Source organism: Chloracidobacterium sp. (genome assembly GCA_016720705.1).
In the GTDB taxonomy this organism is placed as follows: Bacteria; Acidobacteriota; Blastocatellia; order Pyrinomonadales; family Pyrinomonadaceae; genus OLB17.
On the sequence record JADKKB010000007.1, the window covers coordinates 370,877 to 396,101 of the forward strand.

Annotated in this window: 27 protein-coding genes; 13 read left to right on the forward strand and 14 right to left on the reverse strand. The window is 52.4% G+C overall.

The genetic code is table 11. The annotated features are described in order from the left end of the window. The first annotated feature begins 110 nt into the window (after positions 1-110). Positions 111-1,163: a peptidyl-prolyl cis-trans isomerase gene (locus IPQ00_08825; protein MBL0240661.1), complete on the forward strand. Its 1,053-nt coding sequence runs from the start codon at positions 111-113 to the stop codon at positions 1,161-1,163. Positions 1,164-1,236: 73 nt separating this feature from the next. Here IPQ00_08825 and IPQ00_08830 read toward each other — a convergent pair whose 3' ends face one another. The 7 genes from IPQ00_08830 to IPQ00_08860 form a co-directional block, all read right to left on the reverse strand. Next, a complete protein-coding gene (locus tag IPQ00_08830) occupies positions 1,237-1,689 on the reverse strand; it encodes a hypothetical protein (protein ID MBL0240662.1) in 453 nt (150 codons plus the stop codon). A gap of 9 nt (positions 1,690-1,698) precedes the next feature. After that, the gene (locus tag IPQ00_08835) at positions 1,699-2,538 is read right to left on the reverse strand and encodes a hypothetical protein (GenBank protein MBL0240663.1); all 840 of its coding nucleotides are present in this window, start codon (positions 2,536-2,538) and stop codon (positions 1,699-1,701) included. Between the two features lie 41 nt (positions 2,539-2,579). Further along, complete coding sequence (gene dusB / locus IPQ00_08840; protein MBL0240664.1) at positions 2,580-3,671, reverse strand: tRNA dihydrouridine synthase DusB; 1,092 nt, start codon at positions 3,669-3,671, stop codon at positions 2,580-2,582. Between the two features lie 60 nt (positions 3,672-3,731). Then, positions 3,732-4,256 (reverse strand): DUF4920 domain-containing protein, encoded by a 525-nt coding sequence (locus tag IPQ00_08845; protein MBL0240665.1) that lies wholly within the window; start codon positions 4,254-4,256, stop codon positions 3,732-3,734. 283 nt (positions 4,257-4,539) lie between these two features. Further along, complete coding sequence (locus IPQ00_08850; protein ID MBL0240666.1) at positions 4,540-6,051, reverse strand: amidohydrolase; 1,512 nt, start codon at positions 6,049-6,051, stop codon at positions 4,540-4,542. Continuing rightward, positions 6,048-7,703, reverse strand: a complete 1,656-nt coding sequence (locus tag IPQ00_08855; GenBank protein MBL0240667.1) for an amidohydrolase — start codon at positions 7,701-7,703, stop codon at positions 6,048-6,050. The genes IPQ00_08850 and IPQ00_08855 overlap by 4 nt, the downstream gene beginning before the upstream one ends. Before the next feature lie 7 nt (positions 7,704-7,710). Then, positions 7,711-8,625: an energy transducer TonB gene (locus IPQ00_08860; protein MBL0240668.1), complete on the reverse strand. Its 915-nt coding sequence runs from the start codon at positions 8,623-8,625 to the stop codon at positions 7,711-7,713. A gap of 78 nt (positions 8,626-8,703) precedes the next feature. On the opposite strand from IPQ00_08860, the gene IPQ00_08865 reads away from it, so the two are divergent. From IPQ00_08865 to IPQ00_08875, 3 genes are read left to right on the forward strand one after another with little or no spacing between them, the layout of a single operon-like run. Then, positions 8,704-9,198, forward strand: a complete 495-nt coding sequence (locus tag IPQ00_08865) for a hypothetical protein (protein ID MBL0240669.1) — start codon at positions 8,704-8,706, stop codon at positions 9,196-9,198. Then, complete coding sequence (locus tag IPQ00_08870) at positions 9,198-9,920, forward strand: hypothetical protein (GenBank protein MBL0240670.1); 723 nt, start codon at positions 9,198-9,200, stop codon at positions 9,918-9,920. Before IPQ00_08865 ends, IPQ00_08870 begins: the two co-directional genes overlap by 1 nt. Further along, entirely contained in the window at positions 9,917-11,431 is a 1,515-nt protein-coding gene (locus IPQ00_08875) for a hypothetical protein (protein ID MBL0240671.1), read from the forward strand. The genes IPQ00_08870 and IPQ00_08875 overlap by 4 nt, the downstream gene beginning before the upstream one ends. A 4-nt stretch (positions 11,432-11,435) precedes the next feature. Here IPQ00_08875 and IPQ00_08880 read toward each other — a convergent pair whose 3' ends face one another. From IPQ00_08880 to IPQ00_08895, 4 genes are all read right to left on the reverse strand, one after another. Further along, positions 11,436-12,257 (reverse strand): hypothetical protein, encoded by an 822-nt coding sequence (locus tag IPQ00_08880; protein ID MBL0240672.1) that lies wholly within the window; start codon positions 12,255-12,257, stop codon positions 11,436-11,438. 5 nt (positions 12,258-12,262) lie between these two features. Next, the gene (locus IPQ00_08885; GenBank protein ID MBL0240673.1) at positions 12,263-12,895 is read right to left on the reverse strand and encodes a sigma-70 family RNA polymerase sigma factor; all 633 of its coding nucleotides are present in this window, start codon (positions 12,893-12,895) and stop codon (positions 12,263-12,265) included. 102 nt (positions 12,896-12,997) lie between these two features. Beyond that, positions 12,998-13,603: a hypothetical protein gene (locus tag IPQ00_08890; protein ID MBL0240674.1), complete on the reverse strand. Its 606-nt coding sequence runs from the start codon at positions 13,601-13,603 to the stop codon at positions 12,998-13,000. Between the two features lie 73 nt (positions 13,604-13,676). Continuing rightward, positions 13,677-14,669: a hypothetical protein gene (locus IPQ00_08895; protein MBL0240675.1), complete on the reverse strand. Its 993-nt coding sequence runs from the start codon at positions 14,667-14,669 to the stop codon at positions 13,677-13,679. A gap of 11 nt (positions 14,670-14,680) precedes the next feature. Between IPQ00_08895 and IPQ00_08900 the strand changes: the two genes are divergently transcribed. Both IPQ00_08900 and typA read left to right on the forward strand, forming a co-directional pair. Next, entirely contained in the window at positions 14,681-15,139 is a 459-nt protein-coding gene (locus IPQ00_08900; GenBank protein ID MBL0240676.1) for a tRNA (cytidine(34)-2'-O)-methyltransferase, read from the forward strand. A 67-nt stretch (positions 15,140-15,206) separates the two neighbouring features. After that, positions 15,207-17,018 carry a translational GTPase TypA gene (gene typA, locus IPQ00_08905; protein MBL0240677.1) on the forward strand — a complete coding sequence of 604 codons (1,812 nt, stop codon included), beginning with the start codon at positions 15,207-15,209 and terminating at the stop codon, positions 17,016-17,018. A 56-nt stretch (positions 17,019-17,074) separates the two neighbouring features. Here typA and IPQ00_08910 read toward each other — a convergent pair whose 3' ends face one another. Then, positions 17,075-17,251: a hypothetical protein gene (locus IPQ00_08910; GenBank protein ID MBL0240678.1), complete on the reverse strand. Its 177-nt coding sequence runs from the start codon at positions 17,249-17,251 to the stop codon at positions 17,075-17,077. A 44-nt stretch (positions 17,252-17,295) separates the two neighbouring features. Between IPQ00_08910 and IPQ00_08915 the strand changes: the two genes are divergently transcribed. From IPQ00_08915 to IPQ00_08940, 6 genes are all read left to right on the forward strand, one after another. After that, positions 17,296-18,144 carry a 5'-nucleotidase, lipoprotein e(P4) family gene (locus tag IPQ00_08915; GenBank protein MBL0240679.1) on the forward strand — a complete coding sequence of 283 codons (849 nt, stop codon included), beginning with the start codon at positions 17,296-17,298 and terminating at the stop codon, positions 18,142-18,144. Between the two features lie 9 nt (positions 18,145-18,153). Then, the gene (locus IPQ00_08920; GenBank protein ID MBL0240680.1) at positions 18,154-18,480 is read left to right on the forward strand and encodes a hypothetical protein; all 327 of its coding nucleotides are present in this window, start codon (positions 18,154-18,156) and stop codon (positions 18,478-18,480) included. Positions 18,481-18,486: 6 nt separating this feature from the next. Next, entirely contained in the window at positions 18,487-20,799 is a 2,313-nt protein-coding gene (locus tag IPQ00_08925) for a S9 family peptidase (GenBank protein MBL0240681.1), read from the forward strand. A gap of 105 nt (positions 20,800-20,904) precedes the next feature. Beyond that, positions 20,905-21,843, forward strand: a complete 939-nt coding sequence (locus IPQ00_08930; GenBank protein ID MBL0240682.1) for an SDR family oxidoreductase — start codon at positions 20,905-20,907, stop codon at positions 21,841-21,843. 4 nt (positions 21,844-21,847) lie between these two features. Next, positions 21,848-22,834, forward strand: coding sequence for a GDP-mannose 4,6-dehydratase (locus IPQ00_08935; protein ID MBL0240683.1), 987 nt, complete (start codon positions 21,848-21,850; stop codon positions 22,832-22,834). Further along, on the forward strand, positions 22,827-23,477 hold the full coding sequence (locus IPQ00_08940; GenBank protein ID MBL0240684.1) for a carboxypeptidase regulatory-like domain-containing protein: 651 nt from the start codon (positions 22,827-22,829) through the stop codon (positions 23,475-23,477). The genes IPQ00_08935 and IPQ00_08940 overlap by 8 nt, the downstream gene beginning before the upstream one ends. A gap of 590 nt (positions 23,478-24,067) precedes the next feature. Here IPQ00_08940 and IPQ00_08945 read toward each other — a convergent pair. After that, positions 24,068-24,493: a hypothetical protein gene (locus tag IPQ00_08945; GenBank protein ID MBL0240685.1), complete on the reverse strand. Its 426-nt coding sequence runs from the start codon at positions 24,491-24,493 to the stop codon at positions 24,068-24,070. Between the two features lie 156 nt (positions 24,494-24,649). Between IPQ00_08945 and IPQ00_08950 the strand changes: the two genes are divergently transcribed. Beyond that, the gene (locus IPQ00_08950) at positions 24,650-24,931 is read left to right on the forward strand and encodes a hypothetical protein (GenBank protein ID MBL0240686.1); all 282 of its coding nucleotides are present in this window, start codon (positions 24,650-24,652) and stop codon (positions 24,929-24,931) included. On the opposite strand, the gene IPQ00_08955 is transcribed toward IPQ00_08950, so the two are convergent. Beyond that, positions 24,928-25,221: a Smr/MutS family protein gene (locus IPQ00_08955; protein MBL0240687.1), complete on the reverse strand. Its 294-nt coding sequence runs from the start codon at positions 25,219-25,221 to the stop codon at positions 24,928-24,930. The two genes, IPQ00_08950 and IPQ00_08955, sit on opposite strands and share 4 nt — an antisense overlap. Positions 25,222-25,225: the final 4 nt, after the last annotated feature.

Consider the following 25,225-nt stretch of genomic DNA (forward strand, 5'->3'; position numbering starts at 1 on the left):
TCCGAAAGCTATAAATAAACCTTTGCCGCAGGTTCGGCATCAAACCCGACAGTTTGCAAATTCTTGCTTGGAACGATATAAGAGTCTTTGGCATTTTTTAGGAGTCATTAATGAAATTATTCAGGATCGCAGGTCTGATTTGTATGGGCCTGTTGCTTTTTGCTGGGATAACGCCTGCTCAGGAAACTGAGACTAAGGTGATCGACGAGGTAGTCGCTCAGATAAATGACGGCGTGATCACGCTGTCGGGTATCAAGCGCGAAACCAAGAGCATTATCGAACTGGAACTGCAAAAAGGCACCAAACGCGAAGATGCCGAAAAGATGGTCGCAGAAAAGAAAGGCGAACTTATCGCCAATCTGATCAACGAAGAACTGCTCGTCCAAAAAGCAAAGGAACTCGGACTCGAATCCGAGGTTGAGGCGGCGATCAACGCTCGTTTTGTTGACATAATGAAACAAAACGATATGAAGACGCTCGACGGAATGTACGAAGAGATGCGCAAACAGGGCGTCGATCCGGCGGACATTCGCGAAATGTGGCGAAAGCAGATCACGCGTGAACGTGTGATCCAACGCGAAGTGCAGGGCAAGCTCTATTGGAGTTTTAACGGTAAAGACATCAAGGATTATTACGAGAAGAATAAGAGCAAATTTACCAAACCGGAAATGATCGGTCTGAGTGAGATTTTCCTGTCATTTGCCGGTCGTGATCCTGCTACCATTCGCGAACGTGCGAAAAAACTGGTTGCCGAGGCACGCGGAGGGGCGGACTTTGGCAAACTAGTTGCCGCAAACTCGGACCGTCCTGATGCGGCTAAGACATTGGGCAAGTTTGATGCTCTTCCGGTTCGAGACCTTAATCAAGTGTTCGCAAAAGTTTTGGCAGGCGTAAAGGCCGGTTCGATAGCCGAACCGGTCGAGGGCGACGAGACAGGAATCAGTATTCTCCGTGTTGACGAACGAACAGACGCAAGTACTGAGGCAATGTTTGACGAGGGTGCGGTCAGACTCGCGATGACCAATGAAAAGATCGTTGACGAGCAGAAAAAGTTTATGAAAGAGCTTCGCGAGGATGCGTACATCAAGATCAGTGAAAACTATCGCCCGATCGTCTCCCCGATACTTTTCGCGGACGAGCGAACGGAAAAGCCGGGCAATTAACGCCTATCACATTAGCCAAAAAGAGGGCGTATCCCGCAAAGGATACGCCCTTATTTTATTCCGTTTTAGACGATCAACCGAGGATCTCTTTGACCGCAGCAGCATAAAGCTCGACCTTACGCTTCATACGCTTCACCTCGGGATGATCGGCACTGTAAGATCTCAATAGACGCGACAGTTCAGTCTCAAGCTCGACCTTTTTCAGCACCAATTTACCAAGTGCCGAGGTTAGCTTTGTGGTCTCGGACGGCCGTACTGCAAATATCTTGTCGATCTCCTTGTTGAGGGCTGCAAGCTCAAATCGAGCATCGACGACCTTGGGGTTCTGTTCGGTATAGTCGATCAGGAATGACTCGACGTCCGACTGTAACTCCGTTTTACGGAGCAATATCTCGGCATAAGCTGCAGACGAACGGATCGGCCCGACTTCCTTGCCGGCAACTTCGGTCTTGCCGCCTTCCTGAGCCATTATCGACCCCGCAAGTATCAAGACCGCTGTAAAAATAGGGAACAATCTACTGGACATAACCGGTTCCTAAGGTGCCTTAAATGTCGAGGCTTCGAGCTTCTGATTTGCAGCAAACTCGGTCAACGTAAATTTCCACTCGATCTCGGTCGTTCCGCGCTGTCCGCTGGTGGAATAGACGATCCGATAGGTGTGCGGCAGCGTCAGACCGGATTCGGCTCGAAAATCGCCAAATTCCTCTATGATCTTAAATCGTGTCTCGTCATACTTGGTCGAATCTTCGGGCCTGAGGCCGATGCCGGCGGACGACATCCGTTTATACTCCGTCCGAACGTGTCGAAAAGTATCCTTGTCGAAATATAGCGACACATCCACATCACCGCCGCCCTTTTTGGAGTAGCCGAGCACATAAGCCTCTTTACCGTCGATCTTTTTGGTGCCGTCAAACGACAGCTTTCCTTTATTCTCGGCAATATTAGCTATCACCCATGCGGTCGAAAGCGAACCGCCCAAGAGGCCTTGCTCGAGCGTCATCTTGTTTGACTGAACAAAGTTTCCGAGTGCTGACCGATTCCCCTGCCGAGGCAGTCCAACCGACGAATTACTGCCATCAAACGTGTAAAGCTCGTCGGCAAATCGGTTTGATGTTGACTCCAGATTGATCCCCAAAAAGAACTTAGTGCCCTCTGAGGCGATCACGATGCGCCCGTTCGACTGCAGATCGGCATTCGAGAGAAACTTGGCAGTTCCCGTTCCGACAGCGATAAGCGTCTTGGCCGCCGCACGAGCCTCGGGCGTCCCGATCGACTCAAGATTCTTGGCGGCAACTTCCTCCGGTTTCAGCTTTTGCGCGTTAACGAATGCGGTTGCGACCACGACCACCAAGAGGCCGAAAAGCATCGATCTCATAAATTTCATAGGACACCTCATTTTAAGCATATTAACGTAGTTCACGCGTTTGCCGCACTCGTGTCGGCATCGCGGGTCGGGATGACCATTCCGCCGTCACACGAATCCATTTCGAGGTCGCGATCAGCCTCGGTGACGCCGTCGCCAAAAGTTTCGCGGTTTGAGAGCGTTTCAAAATAAATTGTGATGTTATCCAGTATTTCTGCGGCGGAGTGTGAATGGTAGAGCGTCTGTCTAAATTGGGCTCCGCCGACCAGGCCTTTTGTGAACTGTCCCGCGAGTTGCTTCATTTTACCGAGGCTCACGATCTCAGGCATTTCTTCGCGGCACATCGAAAAGAATTCGAGCAACACATCCTTTTTCTCCCGCAGATCGGGCTGATACGGTTCGCGGCCGGCCAGAGCGTCGGCGAACTGTCGAAATATCCACGGATTTTGCATCGCACCACGGCCGATCAGAATGCCATCGACGCCGGATTCGGCCCAACGGTCCATACCGTACTTGATAGTTGTGATGTCGCCGTTACCGGAAACCGGGATGCTGACCGCCTCCTTTACCTGACGTATCAGTTCCCAGTTCGCAAGGCCTTTGTAGCCCTGATCGCGCGTTCGGCCGTGCACCTGGATATGCTCAACGCCGCATTGTTCGGCCATTTTTGCGACGTCCACGACATTTATCGACGATTCTGTGTAACCGGTCCTTAGCTTTAAGGTTAGCGGGATGGTGATGGTCTTTTTAATCTCTTTGAGGATGGTCTCAAGCAATGCCGGTTCGCGAAGCAAGCCCGAACCGCCGCCATTCTTGACGACCTTCGGGGCCGGACAACCACAATTGACGTCGAGAATGTCGGCGCCGACCTCTTGAGCCATTTCGGCGCCCATCGCCATTCGGTCAGGCTTACCGCCAAAGATCTGCACGGCATATGGACGTTCTTCCTGATCGAAACGCATCTGCCGTTTTGATTTGGGATTATGCCGCGTCAGGCCCTCGACCGAAATAAACTCAGACACGACCAGACCAACTCCGCCGCGCCGCTTGATCAACCGGCGAAAGGTATAGTCCGTCACCCCGGCCATAGGCGAGAGGATGAGGGGCGGGTCGATGAGAATATCTCGGATCTTAAACGGTTTCATACAAAAAAAGAGAATCGTATGCGACGAACGTGGTTCCGCCTCATACGATTCTCAGTAAAACTACTTAGTTGCTTTCTTCAGTTCGATCCCGGTAGCCTCAAACGAGACCTCCACGACCGTACCGTCAGCATTACGATTATCAAATTTCGCGCCGTCCTCTTCGATCATATGATCGACCTGTGCCTTGGACAGTGTCTTAACAGCGACAGTGCCCTCGATACGAGCCGACGAACCGGCAGATTCGAGCGGGATGAAAAATGAGTGATCTTTCATCTTGATCCGTAGGCTCTTGCTTTCCTTATTTTCAGCAACCTCGGCCCAACAACCCTCGGACTTGCACGACCGAACTACGACGCCCTCGATTCGTACGGTTTTACCCGTAAATTTAGCCGGGTCTTTCATCAGCTTGTTCAATGAGACCTTTTTAGAATTACCGATCGCCGTTCCGCGTTTCAGATATCCGTCGGACGGAATCGCTTCGGTCTTATCCTTATCCGTGGGCGTGGCCGCCTTTGCACTTTCCTGGCCCATCGCCGAGAAAGTAAATGCCGCAAACAATCCAATAAGTGCAATTAATTTTTTCATAATTTAAGTCAAACTCCGATCATTTTCTAGGCCGGCAGATCTTGCGGCCGTAACGTTGCTCTCTACAAATATTCCCGCCGCTTTGACCCGGTAGGAACCTCAATTTTCCGACCGCCTCCGTATTAGATCGTAAGACCCGCATATCGACGTCAGAATATATCATTATATCGCCTACTTGTCCGTTTGCCATCAACTGAAGTCGTATTCTTATATTGCCGCCCTTCTTGATATCCGGAGATCCGCAATTTGGATTCGGTCGGCCATACTCGAACCCAATTTCGGATCATCGCGGCTCGTCGGCCTGATAAACGATCCTGCCGCCGACTATTGTCAATATCACCTTTGATTCGCGGATCTTTCGCGGGGCAATACTAAAGATATTATCCGAAAGCATAACTATGTCGGCCAGTTTGCCTAATTCGATCGTCCCCTTTACGCTCTCTTGAAACTCAGCGTATGCGGCACTGACCGTGTATGCTCGCACTGCCTGATCGACGGTCAGTCCGCTCTCGACCGCCGCATAAATACCAAGCAAAGGGTTGAGATCGGTCATCGACGCGTCGGATCCGAAAGCCATCTGAGCACCGGATGCGAGCAATGTTCGAAATTCAGAATCTCGCCGTCCGGGCTGATAAAAAAGCCAGGGCTGCATCGACGCGATTATCTTCGAGCGTGCAAATCGCGGCAGATCGACTGCTCTGGCCCGGTAAACGTGCTCTATGCGAAATCGACGATCTCGCAGGCCGTTTTTGGCAATGACACGTTCGAAGATCGTAAGTATCTCGTCATTGGCGGCTGGCCCCATTGCGTGGATCATCACTTGCAATCCCGCCTTATCCGCACCCGAAATATCTTCGAAAAGCTCTCGGATGCTTATTTTGTCCCCATCCGAATAGTGCTTGAGACAACCTGTTCGGACCATCGAAACGCCCGATGCGGCCTGAACGCCCTCGTTTGCCAATTTGCGCCAACTCGACAGCGGTACGCAGTCGTAGACTCGTGTTTTAAGCTCACCGCTGGCATCGAGTTGGCGATAGATGTCCCACAATTCGTCCGAATGGACGTCCTGAACGCTTGTCACGCCTAGCGACGCCGCGTAGTTTGATGCCGTCCGGATCAGGTCAGGCCACTGCTGAACGTGTGGCTGCGGTATTTTTCGTGAAAGTACATCGATGGCTCGGCCGCGAAGAATGCCGGTCGGTTCGCCCTGTGCGTCGCGTTCAACGTCCGCCGCAGTTGCGGACAAGCTGCGGATCGGTACCATTGCCAAGGCGACGCTGTTTACCAAAACCGAACGGCCGTCGGCGTTGTAAACCAGCACAGGGTTTTGGGGTGAAATGCTGTCGATCAGAGCCTTGGTCGGTGATGTAGCCGGCGTCCAATTCTGTTCATTCCAACCACGGCCGAGTATCCAACGGCCGGGAGGCATCACTTTCGTGATCAATTCTATTTCGCGGGAAAACTCCTCGGGCGACCGCACTTTCGACAGATCGACCGAGGAGAAAATATTGCCGATCGCTGTAAAATGAACGTGCGAGTCATTAAAACCGGGCAGGACGATTCTCCCGCCGGCATCGATCGTACGAGTATTGGGACCGGCCATTGCGGATATCGCAAGAGTCGTGCCGACCGCCGAGATCTTATTGCCCGAAACCGCGACTGCCTCGGCGACACGGCCGTTCTTATCCAGCGTTCGAACCTTTGCGTTGACGATGATCAGATCAGCAGGCATCTGGGCGAGGTGCTGACTGCATAAGATCAGCACCAACGCCAAACTTCTGCTAAGTAACCTCATTTTTTCTCAAAGACCACGCGGCCGTCCACGATCGTCATCAGCACCTTCGCGTCCTTGATCTTTACCGGGTCGATCGTAAAAATATCGTCTGAAAGGATGACCATATCAGCGAGCTTGCCGATCTCGAGCGTGCCTTTGACGTTTTCCTGAAATTCGCCGTACGCCGAACCCCAAGTGAATGCCCGCACGGCCTCATCGACGGAAATTTTCTGTTCAGGGATCCATCCGTTCGGATTCTTATCATCAAGAGTACGGCGAGTAACGGCGGCGTAAACACCGAAAAGCGGATTTAACGGTGCAACAGGCGAGTCCGACCCAAACGCCAGTACCGCCCCCGTATCGAGCAGAGTGCGAAACGCATATGCACCCCGCAGGCGCTTCTCATCGATTCGCTTCCAAGCCCATCGGCCATCGTCGATGATATGAAACGGCTGCATCGACGCAACCACCTTCAGGCTGCCAAATCGCTTAATATCCGCTTGCCGCAAATGTTGCGAATGCTCGATTCGAAACCGGCGGTCGCGCGGGCCGTCTGCGGCCGCGGTCCTTTCATAAATATCAAGAACTGTCGCATTTGCCTTATCGCCGATCGCGTGAATATTGACCTGTAGCCCGGCTTTATCCGCGGCCAAGACGAGTTCGGGCATTTTGGCTATCTCATCGCTCGGCAGGCCGGTCGATTTGGGGTCGTCGAGATACGGTTCGAAAAGCCAAGCGGTTGTCGAACCAAGGCTGCCGTCTGCAAAACCCTTCAGACACCCGACACGCAGCATCGCGTCGCCAAACGCAGATCTGACACCGGTACGCTCCCAACGTTTATAGTCGGCGAGCGTCGAACAACCATAAATGCGTGTCTTGAGCTTGCCCTGCCGCATCAACTGCTGATAGACGCCGATATCGGTACCTGCCGAAACGTCAGTCACGCTCGTCACGCCCAGTGATGCGGCGTGTTCGGTCGCCGCTATGGCGGCATCCGATCTTTCGTCGAACGAAGGATCCGGGACGACTCTATTGATGTACGACATCGCCGCGTCCTTAAAAACGCCCGCGGGATTGCCCGCCGCGTCGCGAACTATCAATCCGCCATCAACCTCTTTCGTGTCTTTGTTTACGCTCGCCAGTTTCATTGCGAGCGAATTGGCAAGTGCCATATGGCCGTCAAGCCGATCGATAAAGACCGGATTGTCCGGCGTCGCCGCGTCGATCATCGCTGCGGTCGGCAATGTGTTCGGCTTCCAGTTCTCGTGATCCCACTTTCCGCCCAATATCCAGCGGCCTTTCGGCAGTTTCGCCGCAAAATCCCTGATCCGGCGGACAAATTCCTCAGGCGTCGGGGCATCCCGCAGCTCGACCAGCGATAGCTGTTGTCCCGTTTCCAAAAAATGGACGTGAGCATCGTTAAACCCCGGAATGACGGTTCGCCCTTTGGCGTCGATAACTCGCGTTTTCGCACCGATCAACGGCTTGGTGTCCGCCTCCGAACCGATCGCAACTATCTTGCCGTTCACCACCGCTACCGATCGTGCGACTGTCCGTTTGGAGTCCATCGTACGAATGTTGGCATTTGTGATGACTAGGTCCGCACTAATACTTTGTGCGAAACCCTGCAATACAAGTACGAAAAATAAGATGGCTGATGTAAGTAATTTCATAAATTAATTAAAAGATAAGAAATGAATATTCAACGGTTTTGGTTACTGAAATCGGTTTGCCGTCAGATTGTTGAGGTAGAAACTTGATTCTGATAGCGGCAAAAAGCGTTTGGCGTAGAAGCCCGCCGTCGAGCTTTTCATAGAGCGAAAGATCAGAGATCCAACCCTCGTCCGAAAATTTTGCGCGAACTCTGATATTCCCCGTTACGCCTTTTTGACGGGCAGCGTTGGTATATGATGGAATCTGCCTATTGACGATGACGAGCTTTTCAATTCCCGTTCCGGAGCTTGTTGTTGCCACCGAGGATTTTGCGTTTGCGGCCGGTTTATCGTCTAAGATCTCGACACGAGGTTCGTCCTGTGGCAGAGACGACATTGCAATGGTCTTATCTGCATCGGGCTTCGTTTTTCCCGGTGTGAACTGGACGGAATCGAGAAAACGCCGCATCGTGGGAGTTTCGCCCGTTCGGGATGCCGCGGTGAGAATGTAAATCTGATCTTTCGAGTTAAAATATCGACGGATCATATAGAATTCGTCGGCTTTCTTTGTTATCTGACGAATTGTATAGCCGGAGGCTTTTGTCTTGGAGGTTACGATGTCGGACTTTCGTAAAGAGTCTCTGTCATAGATCGCATCCAGTGCACCCTCAAAAGCGTTATAAGACTCGACGCTGACTAATGTTCCGTCCGCAAACGCATTGACTAAATTCATATCGGCCATAACGAAGGAATCGCCGAAAGATCTGCCGAGCGTAAATCCGGTTTTGTTGCCGTAGTGCTTGTTCTTTTTAGGAACTTCGATATTGAACTCGCCGTTGTCGCTTCGAACCCGAATCCATTCGGTCGAGGCGGGCTGCGGTGGTTGGGTGGCAACCGTGGCTACCGCAACAAAAAAGAGTATCGGAATTAGAAGTATTCTCAAACGCATTGGACCTGTGTGACGAATGGCAATCGCGAACAAAAAAAGTATAGACTTGTAGTTTACGAAAGGATTATACCAATGAAAGAAAAGTATATCCACATTTCAAGCTTCGCGATCGTCATCTGTGGCTTGGTGCTTGTTGCCTTTCTATACTGGACCGAGCCTAGATCGCTGGCGGAGGTGTCGACCAAGGGGCAAGTCGCGATCGGGACGTACAGCATCGATAAGGCCGAATTCGAACACGGCGTGATGGCATTTCGTACGGAAGACTTTGCCGGAGCGCGTGCCGCACTTGATCGTGCCGATCCCGAAAAACGCGATGCGGCGACACAGTTTTATATTGCGTACAGCTTTTACCGGCAAGGTTGGGGCCGGTTTTCGAATGACGATGCTCTTTTTTCCCAGGGCCTTTCGGCCGCAAACCGCGTTGTCAGCATTGACCCGAATTTTAGGTCGTCTGACGCCGCTTTGGGCTTAAAGACCGCTATCGAATTAAAGTTGGAATTTGACGAAGGCCTAAAACTCACGCCATCAGACCTAAATCCGTTAAAGCTTATGCGGGAGCGAAAATAATGCACGACGACCAACCGGACATAGACGCTGCCACACTCATAGGCGAATCCGACGACGTCCATACGATTGTCGTCGCGCGTCGTTCGCCACTGGCGGTTCGCCCCTCGGCGATGAAGATCTACGTCTTTCTGCCGATACTGTTTTTGGCGGTCACGCTGCTCGGCGGACTTCGACTGGGGGCGGTCGACAGTGCATTTGTATTTCTGAAGCCCGCCCTGATCTGCCTCATTTTTGCGTCGGCTCTGATGATCTTGATCATCCGGGCCGGACTGATTGATCTCAGCGGTTGGTTTTCCGATGATATTCCGACGCTGCAAAATATAGCCAACGGCGGTGTTTTGGTGACGATGTTTGCGGCAACCGTGCAGATCTTCAATTCGCTGATACCGGAAAAGGGATTGCCGTTTTGGGTGATCGGATTTTGCTTTTTGTGGACTATTTGGAACAACCTTTTCCTAGATCTTGACACCAAAAAGCTTTTGCGAAGCCTCGGCGGCCTATTTGCCATAGCGTTTATTGCAAAGTATTTGGTACTCGCTAATCTTACCGCGACCGGTGATGCCGGTTGGCTACAACGATTGATCCAGGACCCGGCGAAAGAAGCCTTTACCTGGCTGCTTGATCTGCCGCGATATTCGGCGGGTACCGGATATCTCCAATTTTTTGCGATCGCTCTATATTTCTTCGGCTTATTTTTGACGCCGCGTCGTACTGATAAATGAAATTTTTAATATCGTTCTCGCTCGCCGTACTACTTTCCGTCGCGGCGTCCGCACAATCTACGTCCGCCGTGCTCAAGCAGGCCGAAAAGGCTCTGGGCAGTCGAAAAACACTTCTGGCGGTTAGCACGACCACGCGTACCGGCACGATCAAACGCGTCTCCGATGGTGTCAGCGGCAAATACATTTATCGATCAGCCCAGCCGAATCTGCTGAATATCGCATACGACCTCGACGGCTTTGAGATCGAATCAGGCTCAAACGGTCGTTCCGGGTGGAAGCGAAATTCGCGTGACGGCCTGCAAACTCTGACCGGGGTCGCGAGCGTTGAATTTCAGGCAAAAGCGGCATTTCGCGGTAGCCTCTGGCTTAACGCCAAGAAAGAAAAATCTAAGATCGTCAGTGGCGGACGCTCGAGCGTGGGCGGCAAGCAGGTTAATGTCGTTAACATCACGACCGCCAAAGGCCTCAATATAAAGCTGTATTTCGATGCATTGTCCGGCCTTTTGCTCCGCGACGAAATGCCCGCGGGTGACGCGATCGAGACGACGGATTATAGCGATTATCGAGCGGTCAGCGGCACGATGCAGCCATTCGAAATGAAGCTTTCATCGGGCGGCGAGGCCTTCGAGATCACGCTGGCCGACATCGCCGTCAATCGCCCGATCGATAGGGCCGAATTTGATTTCCCCACCATTTCCGGTGCACCGCTGCCGGATATCAAGGCTCTTTTGGATGATCTCAGATCTAACGAAGATAGGGTCGAGGAATTGCTCGACAGCTACTCGTACACGCAAAAGAGCATCAAACGCGAACTCGGAAAAGACGGCGTTCTGCGTGAGACGGGCTCGGAAACCTACCAGCTTTCATTCTATAAGGGCAATCGGATCCGCCGTCTGATCGAAAAGAATGGTCGGGCCTTAAATATAAAGGAACAGGCTGATGAGGATAAAGAGGCGGGCAAACGCGTCGAAGAGATCGAACGCGAGATCGCAAAACAGGACGCAAAGATGGGCAAACAGGGTTCCAACGGCGCACCGTCCGAAGAAAGCCGGCGTATTTCTACCGCCGAGGTGCTCAGGGCGTCAAAATTGACCAATCCGCGCCGTGAGCGGTTTCGCGGACGGGATGTGATCGTGTTCGATTTTGAGCCCGACCCCAATTTCGACTTCAAGAACGCCAAGAGTATGCTCAAATTTTTTGGCAAGACTGCGGGCGTAATGTGGATCGACGAAAAGGACAAGCAGGTCGCTCGCCTTGAGGCGGTGCTTGCCGACAGCTTTAAGGTCGGCGGCGGTGTGCTGGCAAAATTGCGAAAGGGAGCGTCGTTCACACTCGAACAGGAACGCGTGAACAACGAGATCTGGCTACCCAGCCAGGCCGATATCAACCTATCTGTTCGCGTACTGCTGGTAAAGGGGATCGAGGTCAATCAGTTGATCCGATCTTATGACTATCGGCAATTCCAGACCGAGGTCAAGGACGCGACTGTCAACGACACTCCCAAGCCCTAGCGGTTTATTTCCGGATCAGGTCGATGACGACGGTCTTGCCCGCTCGTCTGACCTTGATCGAGCGTCCGACAAATTTGCCGCTAAATGTCGTTTTTTCGACAAGTGTCTGATCATTGATCGTTTCGATCACGTCGCCGGGCAGAATGCCGGCATCGCCCGCCTTGCTGTGGTCAGCCACCGATTCGACAGTCCAATTTGACGCTTGATATCGGGCCTTTACGCCGATGACCGTAAGGACTTCGTCAACCGGGATCTTTGTGTTTGTATCAAAGTCACGCGGCCGAATGGGTTGTGCGGCGTTGGGGTCGATGCCCCTCGGCAATATTCGCTTTCCCGGTCTGACCGCCTCGACAAATGACCCGCCACCGGACGTATCCGCGTCACGGCCCGACAGAGTTTCCGTTGGCTTGGGCAATGCCGTATTAGACTTTGGCGGAAGATTATTGGCCCGCGACTCAGTCGGTAGGATGGCTGCAACGGTGTTAGATATCTCAACCGAATTCGCAGGCGGCGGCAGCGGCGTTTCGGCAACCGCTGTTCGGGCTAAGTCCGGATCGCCGGTTTCAACCGGTCGCGTATATCTATCCACAGCAACGTATCCGCCGATCGCGGCCGCTAGCACCAATGGAACAGCGTATCGGGCCCACGATGGCATCCACGTCGCCGCAGACGACGACGGCCGGCCCTGAGCGATCCTGGCTCTGACGCGAACGTCAAAATCCCCCGGAGCTTCGACCTGCTTGAGTGTGCCTAGCAGATCGGAGACTCGTTTCTCGTCGTCAGACAGATCGGGGAACCGTTCTAAATTTTTATTTTCGTTGCTCATCTCACCTAAAAATAATGTTCTAACTTCTCTTTCAACAATCCTCTACCGCGGCTGATCCGTGACTTGGTCGTCCCGAGCCGAAGTCCCATTATCTCAGCGACCTCATCATACGATTTGCCCTGGATATCCCTCAGGATGATCGGCACTCGATACTTTTCGGGCAGTGCCGCGATCGCCTTGGCGATGGTCCGGTCGCGTTCGTCATCGACCAGTTGCGAGTCCTGCAGTGCGGCAGTGTCGGCCGGTTGATACTCGACGTCACTGTCCTCATCGGACTGGAAAAGCCCGGTCAGTGACAATAGTCGTCGCCGCTTACGCCGTCTGATCTCGCTGATCGCCAGATTGGTCGCGATCCGGTAAACATAGGTCGAAAACGCATATTGCGTATGGTAACGGTCGATCGCAAAATAAACCCGTACGAACGTCTCCTGTGCGAGATCGACCGCTTCTTCGTAGTCGTTCAAAAATCTATAGAGGTAATTTGTTAGCGGATTGCGGTAACGGGCCACGATCTCGGCAAACGCATTTTCGTCACCGTTCTTGGTCGCCTCGATCAGTTGGTGGTCCGACAATTTCTCTTCAGCCACGGTGTTTTTTGATCCCCCCGCGTCCAATGAGCCGATATTGTCCTGAGCCATACATTCATACGTTTTACAATACAATCACGATCAAAACAAAACTAACCCTCGTTTTATAACACGCCGGCGGCGAAATTTAGTTCCCCGAATTTCGTTAGATAGCTACCGGGCCGCCCTAACGGTCAGTATCAAAAACAGAGTTGAGTTATTTTTCGGCAGCGAAAGCGAACCGAGCACGATCGGCTGATCTTCGGGTATTCCGATCCTACCGGTATTCAGACCGATCCACTCATAATTGAATATGGGTACTGACTTGCCGCTTTCTGCGACAAGGCCCGTCGTTTTCACAGCGATCCGTGAGCCAAATCGAAATGACTGAGCATAAATACCTCCGCTACCCATTCGGATACCGTTGAGTGACCACTCGAAGAATGTCGGTGGTTCGCCGTCGGCTACAGGCAACAAACTCTCGGATATGCTTTTGTATTCAAAACCGCCGCTGGTCGAAGTACGGCCGACGTAGGTGCCTGCGAGGCGAAGATTTGCGATTCTGAGCTCGGCTTTTAGGTGCTTTGCGATCGGCAAAAGGTTCGCGGGAATGTCGTTTGTTGCGACCGGATCAGTGGTTGCGGTCAGTACCTGCAGAGTAATATCGAGATCTCTGTCCGGTGTTGGTCGTGTGTCCGACTGTGCTAGTCCCGTGGCGGCGAACATCGCAATCATAAAAAATGACGTCAGCAGCCTTGGCAAAAAAATGGACCGGTTCATAAGTGTTCTCCTTGGCAAATGTCGTTTGCAAGGAGTAACACCAACCGGTCCATTAAAAAGTTGCAAAAAAAGATTATCGGGTTTGTTTGAAAAGCTCTTCGTCGACCTTTTGACCAAATGTGACCGTTCCGATCTCGGTCTCTTCGACCAACTTTTCGTTGGCGGTCAGGGTCGTCCGGTATGGCACCAAAGTCCCTTGGGCGTAATTGTAGTTATAAAACCTACGCTTATAGCTGACGCCACCCTCTTCGTACGTTAGCATCATCACCCGAAAGGATTTAACGCTGACATAATAGCGCGTTTTACGCTGCTTTTTGTCCGTGACGTCAACAAAATAAAATTCAACACCGTATACTTTTTCTTTGCCCGCAAGTTCAATCGTCGACTCGTTTTCTTTGTAACGCAGCATTCCCTCGAGGCCGCGGTACATCGAATTTTCGAATGAAGTGGCAAGGTCCGCCCGCGGAGGAAATACCGTATTGTTAAAGATTCCAAAGATATTGCCCTCGTTATAAACGAGCGAAAATCTCGATCCCGGCGTGTCATAATCGATCCGGACCTTTTCCTTATCGAGTGATTCGCCACGTATGATCCAGCGGTGATAGGTGCCGACATCGAGTTTGCCTTCGGCATTTGCCGCCGTCATCTTGCCGCGCTCCAATGTGGTCTTGCGGATTTGATTAAGCGTCGGCCGCCCTGCCGGAAAACCGTAGAACACGATCGCAGATTCGACCACTTGCTCGGCGGTAACCGGCTTGGTCGGATCACGCGTAACCAACGGCGGAGGCGGCGTGGGCGTGGGCGTGGCTTCGTCCTTTTTGTCAGGCGTTGCCTGACTAAACGCAATGGATGTCGCCATCAAAACGGTCAAAGTGAAGAGAAATAATGATCTTACGTGCAACAACACCAGATAGGTCTCCTGTTTTTGGATCAAAAATCGCAAGAACGGATTGTAACACAAGACGAGCTTATCAGCATCGACAAGGGTTCCAAACACTTTCAATGGATGAGGTTCGTCGGCGAAAGGATGCACATAAGCGTTTTGCCGAGACGCCCGGTACGGCATAAGATTACGATATGTTGCACGTCGCTCTGGTCGAACCGGAAATACCGCCAAACACCGGAAATATTGCACGTCTCTGTGCGGCGGCCAACACATCGCTGCATATCGTCGGCGTTACGGGATTTAGAATGGACGACCGCACGCTCAAGCGCTCGGGGCTGGATTACTGGGAATTTGTCGACCTGCACCGCCATATCGACGTCGACGAACTCTATGCCGCCCTTCCCACGTCAAGATTTGTTTACCTTACTACCAAGTCCGATATCCCCTACTCTTCTTGGCAGTTTCAGGACGGCGATTGCCTTGTATTTGGCCCCGAAACGCGAGGCCTGCCGGAAAGCATACTAGACGCAAATGCCGCCTCGTGCCTGACGATCCCTATGGCAAGCCAAAACGTTCGCAGTCTCAATCTCTCTACGAGTGTCGGCATTGTTCTTTACGAAGCTATACGACAGATCAACCTTTATAAGTAAGGCATTTTGCGTTTCTGGCTTTAATAAGTCATTATACTCGTTTCCTTTTTGGCTCGGGATTACAACTATGATCAGTAAAGAATTTATTCGCAACATCGCAATCATCGCTCACGTCGACCACGGCAAGACCACACTCGTCGACGCGATGTTGGCACAATCCGGCACACATCGCGACAACGAGACGGTCGTCGATCGCGTTATGGACTCAATGGATCTGGAACGCGAACGCGGTATCACGATCATGGCGAAAAACACCTCGGTCCGCTATGGCGACTATAAGATCAACATCCTTGACACGCCGGGCCACGCCGATTTTGGCGGTGAGGTGGAACGAGTTCTGAAGATGGTTGACGGCATTGTGCTGCTCGTTGACGCCGCTGAGGGATGTTTGCCGCAGACGCGTTTTGTGCTGCGAAAGGCACTGGAGCTCAAACTTCCCTGCATCGCTCTGGTCAACAAGATCGACCGTCAGGATTCGCGGCCCGAAGAAGTGCTCGACGAGATCTACGACCTGTTTATTGACCTCGGGGCAAATGACCACCAGATCGAGTTCCCGGTTCTTTATTCGATATCGCGCGACGGCATCGCGAAAAAACAGCTTACGGACGAATCTAAAAATCTAATCCCGCTATTTGACCAGATCATCGAGACGATCCCTGCTCCGCACGCCATTCGCGCCGACTCACTACAATTGCTGGTGGCGAATATCGACTATAATCCTTTTGTCGGACGCTTGGCGATCGGCCGTATTTTCTCAGGCGAGATCTCCAAAAATCAGGAAGTTGCGGTTGCACGCCGTGACGGTTCGATCCAAAAGACGCGTGTCAAAGAGCTTTTCGTTTTTGAAGGCCTCGAACGTAGGACCCAGGACAAAGCAGGCACCGGCGAGATCGTTGCTCTTGCCGGGTTTGACGATATTGAGATCGGCGAGACGATCACGTCGGTCGATAATCCGAAGGCTTTGCCTGTTATTAACGTTGACGAGCCAACGATCGCGATGATCTTTGGTGTCAATACCTCGCCGTTTTCGGGCATCGACGGCAAGTTTGTCACTTCTCGTCAGATTAAAGAACGCCTCGACCGTGAATTGCTTGGAAACGTCGCCCTGCGTGTCGAACAGACCGAAGCCGCTGAACAGTTTAAGGTTTCAGGCCGCGGTGAGTTGCAGCTCGCGATTCTCATCGAAATGATGCGCCGCGAAGGTTATGAGGTTCAGGTCTCAAAACCTGAGGTAATCACCAAAAAGGACGAGAAAACGGGTCAAACGCTCGAACCGATCGAGCTGGTCGTCATCGACGTACCTGACGAATTTATCGGCGTAGTCACCGAAGCGATGGGCCGCCGCAAGGGCCAAATGACCAAGATGGTCAACAACGGCTCGGGCCGCGTGCGTTTGGAATTTGAAGTGCCGTCGCGTGGTTTGATCGGTTTTCGTGGTGAGTTTTTGACGGAAACAAAGGGAACGGGATTGCTCAATACGCTCTTCCTGCGTTTTGACAAACATCAGGGCGAGATGAAATCGCGTCAGACCGGCTCGCTCGTCTCTGATCGTATGGGCGAGACAAACACATACGCCCTCTACAACTTACAAGAACGCGGCGTGCTGTTCGTCAAGCCGCAGATCAAGGTGTACGAAGGCATGATCGTCGGCGAAAATGCCCGTGCGGTCGATCTCGACGTCAATCCGATCAAAGAGAAAAAGCTCTCGAATATGCGTACGACCAGCGCCGACGAAGCTATGCGCCTCGTCCCGCAGCGTGAAATGTCGCTCGAACGAGCCCTCGAATTCATCGCCGATGATGAGTTGATCGAAGTCACGCCGAAGGCTATCCGCCTGCGAAAGCGGGTGCTAAAGGCAAACGAACGGCCGAAGAAATAGAACTTTTTCGAATATTGAGTCTGAAGCGGCAAAGGTTGCGTGATCTTTGCCGCTTTTTATTCTTCGCCGTCCTCGTCTGCTTCGTCTGCCTCCGCGTCCGGATCGTAGGCCTCGTAGCCGTACGCATCATCATAGTAATAACTGCGCTTCCGCTGGTCGGTTTCCCACGTTCGGTCCGCTTCACTCGAATCCGTCTCTTCAATTTCCGTTTCCGTTTTCGTCAATTCGGGCATAGCTAACTTATAATCTTTCCAACCGGCGCAGACAAGAGGTAATTATGAGAACAAAGAAAATTCTGAATACATTCGCAACGATCACACTATCCGTGATATCGACGTATTTTCTGCTTGGCATCCCGGCGTCGACGCAGGGCACCTCGCCGCAGACGAATGCGGTGCTCCAATACCAGGTCGGCGGCACGCTATATATGCAGAAGGCCGCCGAGTACCGCTCGCTCGCATATCAGGCGTTCAATATAGCTCGCCTACGGTTCGACGCCACCCTTGAGAAGAAAAACGTCAAGAAACTGCCTAAAGCCGAGCGTAAGATGCCGCGTGCTATCGTAGTGGACATTGACGAGACCATTCTCGATAATTCACCTGCTCAGGCATACAGTATCGCTAATAACGCGCCGTTCAACCTTAAAGATTGGTACGCCTGGGGCGATATGCGCAAGGCAAAAGCGATTCCCGGAGCCGTTGATTTCTTGAATTACGCGGTCTCCAAGGGTGCCAAGATCTTTTACGTATCAAACCGTGATGGAGTGCAAAAACCGGCCACCATCGACAATCTAAAAAAGGTTGGACTTACCGACATCGCTGACGATAACGTCATCCTCAGGGCATCCGAATCCGGTAAAGAGGCTCGCCGCACAGCCATTGCCAAAACTTTTCGCATCGTTATGCTGATGGGCGATAACCTTGACGACTTTTCTAACGTATTTGAAAAGAAATCGATCGCTGACCGCTTTGCCGAGACCGATAAAGCCCGAGATCAATTCGGCGATCGCTTTATCGTCCTGCCCAATGCAATGTACGGCACCTGGGAAAATGCGATCTACGACTACGGCCGCCTGACCGAGGCTCAGAAAGCAGAAAAACGTGCGGCAGCATTGGAATTGCCGTAAAATAGAGGTATGAAACGAACACCGGAAGAGAAACTTCTCAACCCGCGGCCCGGCAGCAAAATAGCCGAGGCCCGAGATTTTGGGATCGATCTGACCCAGATAGTTGAGAATCTACGTTTGTCTCCGGAAAAACGAATCGAAAAGCTCCAGAATGCAATGATCGGTTTTGAAGATGTTTTACGTGTATCTGAAAAATGGAAAATCTATGACTATGATGTCCAAATTCTTTCGATCGATGGCTTGATCTCCGCAAAGGAATCAGCCGGACGTGAAAAAGACCAACCCGGTCTAAAAATTCTATACGCGCTTCGCGAAGCAAGTCTCGACGAAGAATAATAATCAATGAAATATAACTGCGGTCTCGAACGAGTATTTCCCCTTTTTTCCTTTGTCTTTTTTCTTGTTTTGGGCGTGCAAGCTCAAACCCTTACCGTGCCGCAGATCATGGCTGAGCCTTCGATCGCGGGCACGCGGGTCGAGGGCGAAAAGCTCTCCCCCGACGGGACGTTGGTCATTTACCTTTGGAACGCCGAGGGAAAACTGCCGCGTGACCTCTATCTGTCTTCGACCGCCAGAAATGACGCTAAGGTGATCTTACGGGTCAGCGATCTGCCTAAGCCTGCGGCCACGCCGACACCGGCTAACAAACTCGATTACGGCCTGATCGTCAAAGACGATTTCGTCAAATCCCGCGAAAATCAGCTTGGCAACTTTGAGTGGTCGCCCGACTCCAAGCGGCTCTTGTTTTCGCAGGGCGGCGATATGTATGTTTTGACGCTTGGCGAAAAGGTCCCAAAACGCTACACCAAAACCCAGACTGCTGAGGTTGGAGCACGCTTTGTCGATAACAACCGCATTCTTTACCAGCAGAGCGGTAACCTATTTATTCTCAACATTGCGGACGCAACGACGGTGCAGTTGACCAAAGAGGCCAATCTTGCTCAATACATCGGTGTCGGTGGTGCTGCGGTCTCTAAGGACGGTTCGATGCTCGCCTACACGGTGTCCGATACTTCGAAAAATCGTGCCCTAGTCGTCCCAAATTATCTGGATGAATTTACGGCCGCAGGATCGGTCCGCCGCGGATGGGCGGAGCAGAAACTATTTGTCACGCCGACGGACGGCAGCCGCGACACGCCTTTTGAGGTCAAATTGCCTAAACCGGAAGGTGTCGGCAATTTTCGCCGCTCGGTGTGGGCGGCGGACAACCGCAGTTTGATCGTTGATCGCGTCGACAAGGACACCAAACGCCGTCAGCTCTTTTACGTCTTTCACGCGGGCAGCAAGGACGAACAGATCATCCCGGTCGCAGACGAGACTGATGATAAATGGCAGGCTCCGCTCTCGGCTATTATTGAGGCAAACCCGACGAATGCCGGCCAGCTACTTTTCTGCTCCGAAAAGGATGGCTACAACCATATTTATCTCGCAACGCTCGAAAAGCGTTCGGCTGAGCCCAATCCGTCGGGTGCGGTTCGTCAGGAGAATCCGGCCGATGCCGGTTATACGACCAATGTAAACGTAAAGCAGTTGACCAAAGGCAATTGGCAGGTCGAGTGGGCAAAGTGGACGGCTGGCGGCGATATTGCGTATTCGTCGACCGAGCAATCGGCTGATGAGCGTCAGTTCTACATTTACGAATCCGCGAAAGGCGAAAGCTGGAAACTGACATCTGCCGAAAAAGGAATGAAAACCGGCCCGCAGATGGATGAGAAAAACGCAGTTCCGACACTGATCTACGGCTTTTCGCAATGGGACACGCCCGACGACCTCTACTCACAGCGAGTCTGCTCCGACTGCCGCGAGGGCGAGGCGATCACACGCTTGACCAACACCGTTCCCTCAGCGTTTGCCGCCCGCAAATGGAATGTCGCTCATTTTGTTGATATTCCGTCCCGCGACGGTAAAAAGATCCCGGCGAAGTATTATCTCCCCGCGGGTTTCGACTCCAAGAAAAAATATCCGATGGCCGTCTTTGTCCACGGTGCCGGTTATCTGCAGAACGTCATAAATGGCTGGAACAACTATTACCGCGAGTTTATGTTCAACCAACTGCTGACGCAGAAAGGTTATGTCGTGCTCGACATCGACTATCGCGGCTCGGCCGGTTACGGGCGGGATTGGCGAACCGATGTGTACGATTTTCTCGGTGGCAAGGATATGGACGACCACGTCGATGCGATCGACTTTATGGTCAAAAACTATGCGGTCAATAAGGACAAGGTCGGTGTTTACGGCGGGAGTTACGGTGGGTTTATGGCCGGAATGCTGATCACGCGCGCCCCCGACAAGGTCGCAGCCGCGGCGGCACTTCGCCCCGTTTTCGACTGGAGGAATTACTACGCGTCATCGCCCGGTTACACCGCACAACGCTTAGGATTTCCTGATAAGAATCCCGAGGCGTACAAACGCAGTTCACCGATAACATACGCCGACAAGCTCGAACGCCCTCTGCTCATCCTGCACGGAATGTCCGACGACAACGTCCACGTTCAGGATTCCGTCCAGATGATCGAAAAGCTGATCCGGCTCGGCAAAACGCGATATTTCGAAACGATGCTTTATCCGTCGGAAAATCACGGCTTTGTCCGCCCCGAGAGTTGGACTGATGAATACGAACGCATTTTGGCTTTTTTTGAAAAAAACTTAAAATAAGACTTACTCACCACGGAGACTCAAAGGGCACCGAGAACGCTCTCAAGAATTTGTACCGTAGGTTATTACGCTCTGTGTTCTCCGTGACTCTGTGGTGAAATCAATATGAGAATTCTCGTCACCGGCGGCGCCGGTTTTATTGGATCGCACCTTTGCGAAAGGTTGCTGAACGAAGGCAATGAGGTCATTTGCCTCGACAATTTTTTTACCGGCCGCAAAGCAAATATCGCCCACTTGATGGACAACAAAGCGTTTGAGTTGGTTCGCCACGACGTGACCGAACCGATCTTGCTCGAGGTCGATCAGATCTACAATCTGGCGTGTCCCGCTTCCCCGGTCCATTACCAGTACAATCCTATCAAGACGGTCAAGACCAACGTGATGGGAATGATCAATATGCTCGGGATGGCAAAGCGCGTCAAGGCTCGTATCCTGCAGGCATCGACCAGCGAAGTTTACGGTGACCCGTTCGAGCATCCGCAGACCGAGAGTTACAACGGCAACGTCAATCCGATCGGCCTCCGCAGTTGCTACGACGAAGGCAAGCGTGTCGCTGAGACATTAATGATGGACTATCACCGGCAAAGCGGCGTCGATACGCGTATAGTCCGTATTTTCAATACTTACGGCGAACGAATGCTTGAGAATGACGGTCGGGTCGTGTCAAACTTCATCGTCCAGGCTCTCCGCGGACAAAAGCTGACCATCTACGGTGACGGCACACAGACGCGTTCCTTTTGTTATGTCAGCGACCTCGTTGAGGGCTTTGTCCGATTAATGAATACCGAGGGCGACGACATCCATATGCCGGTCAATATCGGCAATCCCGGCGAATTTACGATGAACGAACTCGCCGCTGAAGTCGGCCTGGCAACGCGCAAGACTGTCGATGTCGAACATCTGCCGCTACCGCAGGACGACCCTAAACAGCGAAAGCCGAATATAGAACGCGCCAAGACTTTGCTGGGTTGGGAACCGAGAGTTCCGCTTCGCGACGGACTGCTCAAAACGGTACAATATTTCGAACGAACTCTCGCAAACTAAGACTATGAAGATACTCATCACCGGCGGCGCCGGATTTATCGGCAGCCATCTCTCCGACAAACTCATCGCCGAGGGCCATCAGATCACCGTCATCGACGATCTCTCGACCGGACGATATTCAAATATCGCCCATTTAGAAGACAAACCCGGTTTTCGCCTGATCATCGACTCGGTGCTCAACGCCGGCCTGATGGAACGCCTGATCCGCGACACCGACCGCGTCTATCATATGGCAAGCGCCGTCGGCGTCCGCCTCATAATGGAGCAGCCCGTCAAGACGATCGAGACCATCTTTCACGGTACCGATGCCGTGCTCAAATATTGTTCGCGGTACCGCAAACGAGTGCTGATCCCCAGCACATCCGAAGTTTACGGCAAGGGCCTTACGATTCCCTTCAGCGAGGATGACGATCTGCTCACCGGCGGCACCGACAAGCACCGCTGGGCATACGCTTGTGCCAAGACGCTTGACGAGTTTCTGGCTCTCGCCCACTGGAAGGAAACGCAGCTTCCGGTCGTCGTCTGCCGACTCTTTAACACTGTCGGCCCGCGTCAGACCGGACAATACGGGATGGTCGTCCCACGATTTGTCCACGCTGCCTTGCGTAACGAGACGATCGAGGTCCACGGCGACGGCAGCCAGTCGCGCTGTTTCGGCCACGTTGCCGACGTCATCGAGGGCCTGACCAAGCTTATCGAGACTCCGGCGTGCTTCGGCACTGTCGTCAATCTCGGCAACAGCGAGGAAGTTTCGATCCTTGGGCTGGCACAGAGGGCCATCGACCTGACCGGCAGTACGAGTGAGGTCAAGTTCATTTCCTATGACGAAGCCTACGGAGCCGGCTTTGAGGATATGCAGCGTCGCGTGCCGAACCTCGAAAAAGCGGAGCGCCTGATCGGCTATCAGCCAACCCGAACACTGGATAACATCATCAATGATGTAGCCGCCGAATATCGCAATGATTCGGCAAACTCTGTTGCCAATGCATAAAGTTAGTAAATTTCAGTTTCGCCCCTCGCTCAGCATTTTGACGGTATTCGCCGCCATTTTGATTTTTGCCGCCTCAGGACTCGCTCAGAGCAGCGGCGGCATCAAGGGCAAAGTCCGTAGTACGCGCGGCGGCGGCATTGCCGGTGCGACCGTGACGGTCCGCCTAGACGGCAAAGACGTTAAGTCCTCAACCGCCAATTCGAAAGGCGAATTTACCATCGATGGCCTTACAGCGGGGGTCTATAATCTAGTTTTCGAGGCCAAAGGCTATTCCAGCGGCGTTCTCTACAAGGTAAATATAAAAGGCGGCAGTATCGGCGACCTTGGTGACAAACTCATACTCTCGCCCGATCAAGGCTCGCTCGTGATCGTTAAGGGCAGCGTATTTTTTAAGGACGGCACCAGCGTCATCGGCGCCAAGGTGGACATCGAACGCGTAAATTCTGACGGTTCGGTCAAAAAACTCGGTAGCGGAACTACCAACATCAGCGGCGAATTTACCTTTCGCCAACCCGAAGGCTCCGCCACAATCCGAATTACCGCCAAATACGAAGGCACCTCCGGCTCAAAAGAGATCGAAGTCGCCGAACCCGCGATCTACCGCCTGGCCATCACCCTCGACCGAAACAGAAACGAGAAATAGCGATCTGCCGCATCCCCGGAAAAGCAAGGGCCGTCGCCCGGCACACGGTCCGCCCGCGAACGCAAGCAACCTCGCCAGCATACGCCCTTTCTCCGGCATAGCGGAGGCTGTGAATTCGCATGCCAACAGCCCAAAAACGTTCCCATAAGCCCGCGAATGCGGGCGGCAGCATAAAGCAACGGGTGACGCCAACGGCGAACCCGTGGTGCTGATTCCGGAATCATCAAACTCCACTCCTTGGTAAGGAGGGGAGTTTTTCGGATCTCAGTTACCTTTACGTCGAGCCTCGTTGCATCTATGCAATGTTGCTGTATCGTTGCAATTTATGATATAATATAAATTAACCAATCAACGGATCTTTGAAAACTTACGACGGAGTCAACAAATACAGCGGTTATGGGATTTCCAAGCACATTTTGTGAACCTGAGGGGAAGGAAATTAATTAGGGACACTTTTCGCCCGTAACTCACAGCAAACGCACGGCTTAGCGTGACAGAGCGTGTAAGGCAACTGTTTCAAATTAAGTTGCCCTAATTTGGGACAGCAGGGGACGATTCGGACAGGCCGGCAAAGCAACTTTGTATGGCCGTTAGTTTATCGTCTCGGAGATCTCGTCCGCCGGGCGCATCGATTCCATACTTGCCGAATCGGCGACGATCAGGGGAAATTCGTCGATCACGCCGCCATTGGCGATCGTCTGGACCCAATATGTGCCGGCATCGGGGAAAACGACATTGACGAAAAAGCTCACGTTATCGGTAAACCCTCCGGCGGCGAGTTCGATGGTCGTCGGTTGCGATGTGACAACGACGTTCGAGCGGTCGGGTGAGAGAATGCGGACCTCGGTCTGGTGATTGCCCTCGCCCCTCCAGTGATTGATCACGGCAAATTTGATTAGTGATACCGGCAATTTTTCGACCATTATGTTTTGAAAAATGCCCATCAGCGATATCTTATTGCCCATCTCGATCCGGACGTCATCGCAGAGCAGTGTGTAATCGAGTGTTAACGTCATTGTTGCCATATCTTAAAATTTAGAAAGCTCTTCGCCGTCTGTTGCCGGTAGTCTTAAAATTCGTAAGCTAATTCTTACTTTTCCTAGTACGGCGGGTCAAGGTTATAATTGTGTAAAGATCAAGTTATAGGAAATTGATCGAGGGGTGATTGCCAAATGCTGATGTATGCTCTGATCGGCCTGCTTTTTGTGCTGATCGGATTAACCGGATTTCAGTTTGCTTATATATTCTACTTTGACCGGATCGACCGCGAACGCAAAAAACACGTCCGCACTGTCGAAAAGCGGGCTTCCCGTCTGGCCGGCAGGCTCGAACGTGCCGAGGCGACCATCGCCAAGCAGAATGCCCTGTTGGCGATATATGAGCCGTCTGCTGATCGATCCAAATCCGCTGACGCCGAAGACGAATCGTGGGCCGAGGTGCTCGATGACGCCTAGTCGAGCTTGAGTTTGACGATGGTCGCTCCCCAACTCCCCGAGAACTCCGGTGCGTTTTTGAATGATTCGACCACGACGGACTCAGCAAGCACGCTGCGAACTATCTCACGCTGGACGCCGACACCCTTGCCGTGAATTATGCGTACGATCGTAAACCTTTTAAGGTGTGCCTCGACCAGATAAGCCTCGACGACCTTTTTCACATCCTTTGGGCTGAACGAGTGCAGATCGATCGAGTCCGTGATCTCGATCTCGAATGGCTCGGGAAACGGGCTTTCGGCGTCGTTCATAGAG

What these genes read in the sequence shown, in the direction of transcription:
- IPQ00_08825 (MBL0240661.1), top strand. Translation starts at nt 111, where the DNA reads ATGAAATTATTCAGGATCGCAGGTCTGATTTGTATGGGCCTGTTGCTT.
- IPQ00_08830 (MBL0240662.1), bottom strand. Translation starts at nt 1,689, where the DNA reads ATGTCCAGTAGATTGTTCCCTATTTTTACAGCGGTCTTGATACTTGCG.
- IPQ00_08835 (MBL0240663.1), bottom strand. Translation starts at nt 2,538, where the DNA reads ATGAGATCGATGCTTTTCGGCCTCTTGGTGGTCGTGGTCGCAACCGCA.
- dusB (MBL0240664.1), bottom strand. Translation starts at nt 3,671, where the DNA reads ATGAAACCGTTTAAGATCCGAGATATTCTCATCGACCCGCCCCTCATC.
- IPQ00_08845 (MBL0240665.1), bottom strand. Translation starts at nt 4,256, where the DNA reads ATGAAAAAATTAATTGCACTTATTGGATTGTTTGCGGCATTTACTTTC.
- IPQ00_08850 (MBL0240666.1), bottom strand. Translation starts at nt 6,051, where the DNA reads ATGAGGTTACTTAGCAGAAGTTTGGCGTTGGTGCTGATCTTATGCAGT.
- IPQ00_08855 (MBL0240667.1), bottom strand. Translation starts at nt 7,703, where the DNA reads ATGAAATTACTTACATCAGCCATCTTATTTTTCGTACTTGTATTGCAG.
- IPQ00_08865 (MBL0240669.1), top strand. Translation starts at nt 8,704, where the DNA reads ATGAAAGAAAAGTATATCCACATTTCAAGCTTCGCGATCGTCATCTGT.
- IPQ00_08870 (MBL0240670.1), top strand. Translation starts at nt 9,198, where the DNA reads ATGCACGACGACCAACCGGACATAGACGCTGCCACACTCATAGGCGAA.
- IPQ00_08875 (MBL0240671.1), top strand. Translation starts at nt 9,917, where the DNA reads ATGAAATTTTTAATATCGTTCTCGCTCGCCGTACTACTTTCCGTCGCG.
- IPQ00_08880 (MBL0240672.1), bottom strand. Translation starts at nt 12,257, where the DNA reads ATGAGCAACGAAAATAAAAATTTAGAACGGTTCCCCGATCTGTCTGAC.
- IPQ00_08885 (MBL0240673.1), bottom strand. Translation starts at nt 12,895, where the DNA reads ATGGCTCAGGACAATATCGGCTCATTGGACGCGGGGGGATCAAAAAAC.
- IPQ00_08890 (MBL0240674.1), bottom strand. Translation starts at nt 13,603, where the DNA reads ATGAACCGGTCCATTTTTTTGCCAAGGCTGCTGACGTCATTTTTTATG.
- IPQ00_08895 (MBL0240675.1), bottom strand. Translation starts at nt 14,669, where the DNA reads ATGCCGTACCGGGCGTCTCGGCAAAACGCTTATGTGCATCCTTTCGCC.
- IPQ00_08900 (MBL0240676.1), top strand. Translation starts at nt 14,681, where the DNA reads ATGTTGCACGTCGCTCTGGTCGAACCGGAAATACCGCCAAACACCGGA.
- typA (MBL0240677.1), top strand. Translation starts at nt 15,207, where the DNA reads ATGATCAGTAAAGAATTTATTCGCAACATCGCAATCATCGCTCACGTC.
- IPQ00_08910 (MBL0240678.1), bottom strand. Translation starts at nt 17,251, where the DNA reads ATGCCCGAATTGACGAAAACGGAAACGGAAATTGAAGAGACGGATTCG.
- IPQ00_08915 (MBL0240679.1), top strand. Translation starts at nt 17,296, where the DNA reads ATGAGAACAAAGAAAATTCTGAATACATTCGCAACGATCACACTATCC.
- IPQ00_08920 (MBL0240680.1), top strand. Translation starts at nt 18,154, where the DNA reads ATGAAACGAACACCGGAAGAGAAACTTCTCAACCCGCGGCCCGGCAGC.
- IPQ00_08925 (MBL0240681.1), top strand. Translation starts at nt 18,487, where the DNA reads ATGAAATATAACTGCGGTCTCGAACGAGTATTTCCCCTTTTTTCCTTT.
- IPQ00_08930 (MBL0240682.1), top strand. Translation starts at nt 20,905, where the DNA reads ATGAGAATTCTCGTCACCGGCGGCGCCGGTTTTATTGGATCGCACCTT.
- IPQ00_08935 (MBL0240683.1), top strand. Translation starts at nt 21,848, where the DNA reads ATGAAGATACTCATCACCGGCGGCGCCGGATTTATCGGCAGCCATCTC.
- IPQ00_08940 (MBL0240684.1), top strand. Translation starts at nt 22,827, where the DNA reads ATGCATAAAGTTAGTAAATTTCAGTTTCGCCCCTCGCTCAGCATTTTG.
- IPQ00_08945 (MBL0240685.1), bottom strand. Translation starts at nt 24,493, where the DNA reads ATGACGTTAACACTCGATTACACACTGCTCTGCGATGACGTCCGGATC.
- IPQ00_08950 (MBL0240686.1), top strand. Translation starts at nt 24,650, where the DNA reads ATGCTGATGTATGCTCTGATCGGCCTGCTTTTTGTGCTGATCGGATTA.
- IPQ00_08955 (MBL0240687.1), bottom strand. Translation starts at nt 25,221, where the DNA reads ATGAACGACGCCGAAAGCCCGTTTCCCGAGCCATTCGAGATCGAGATC.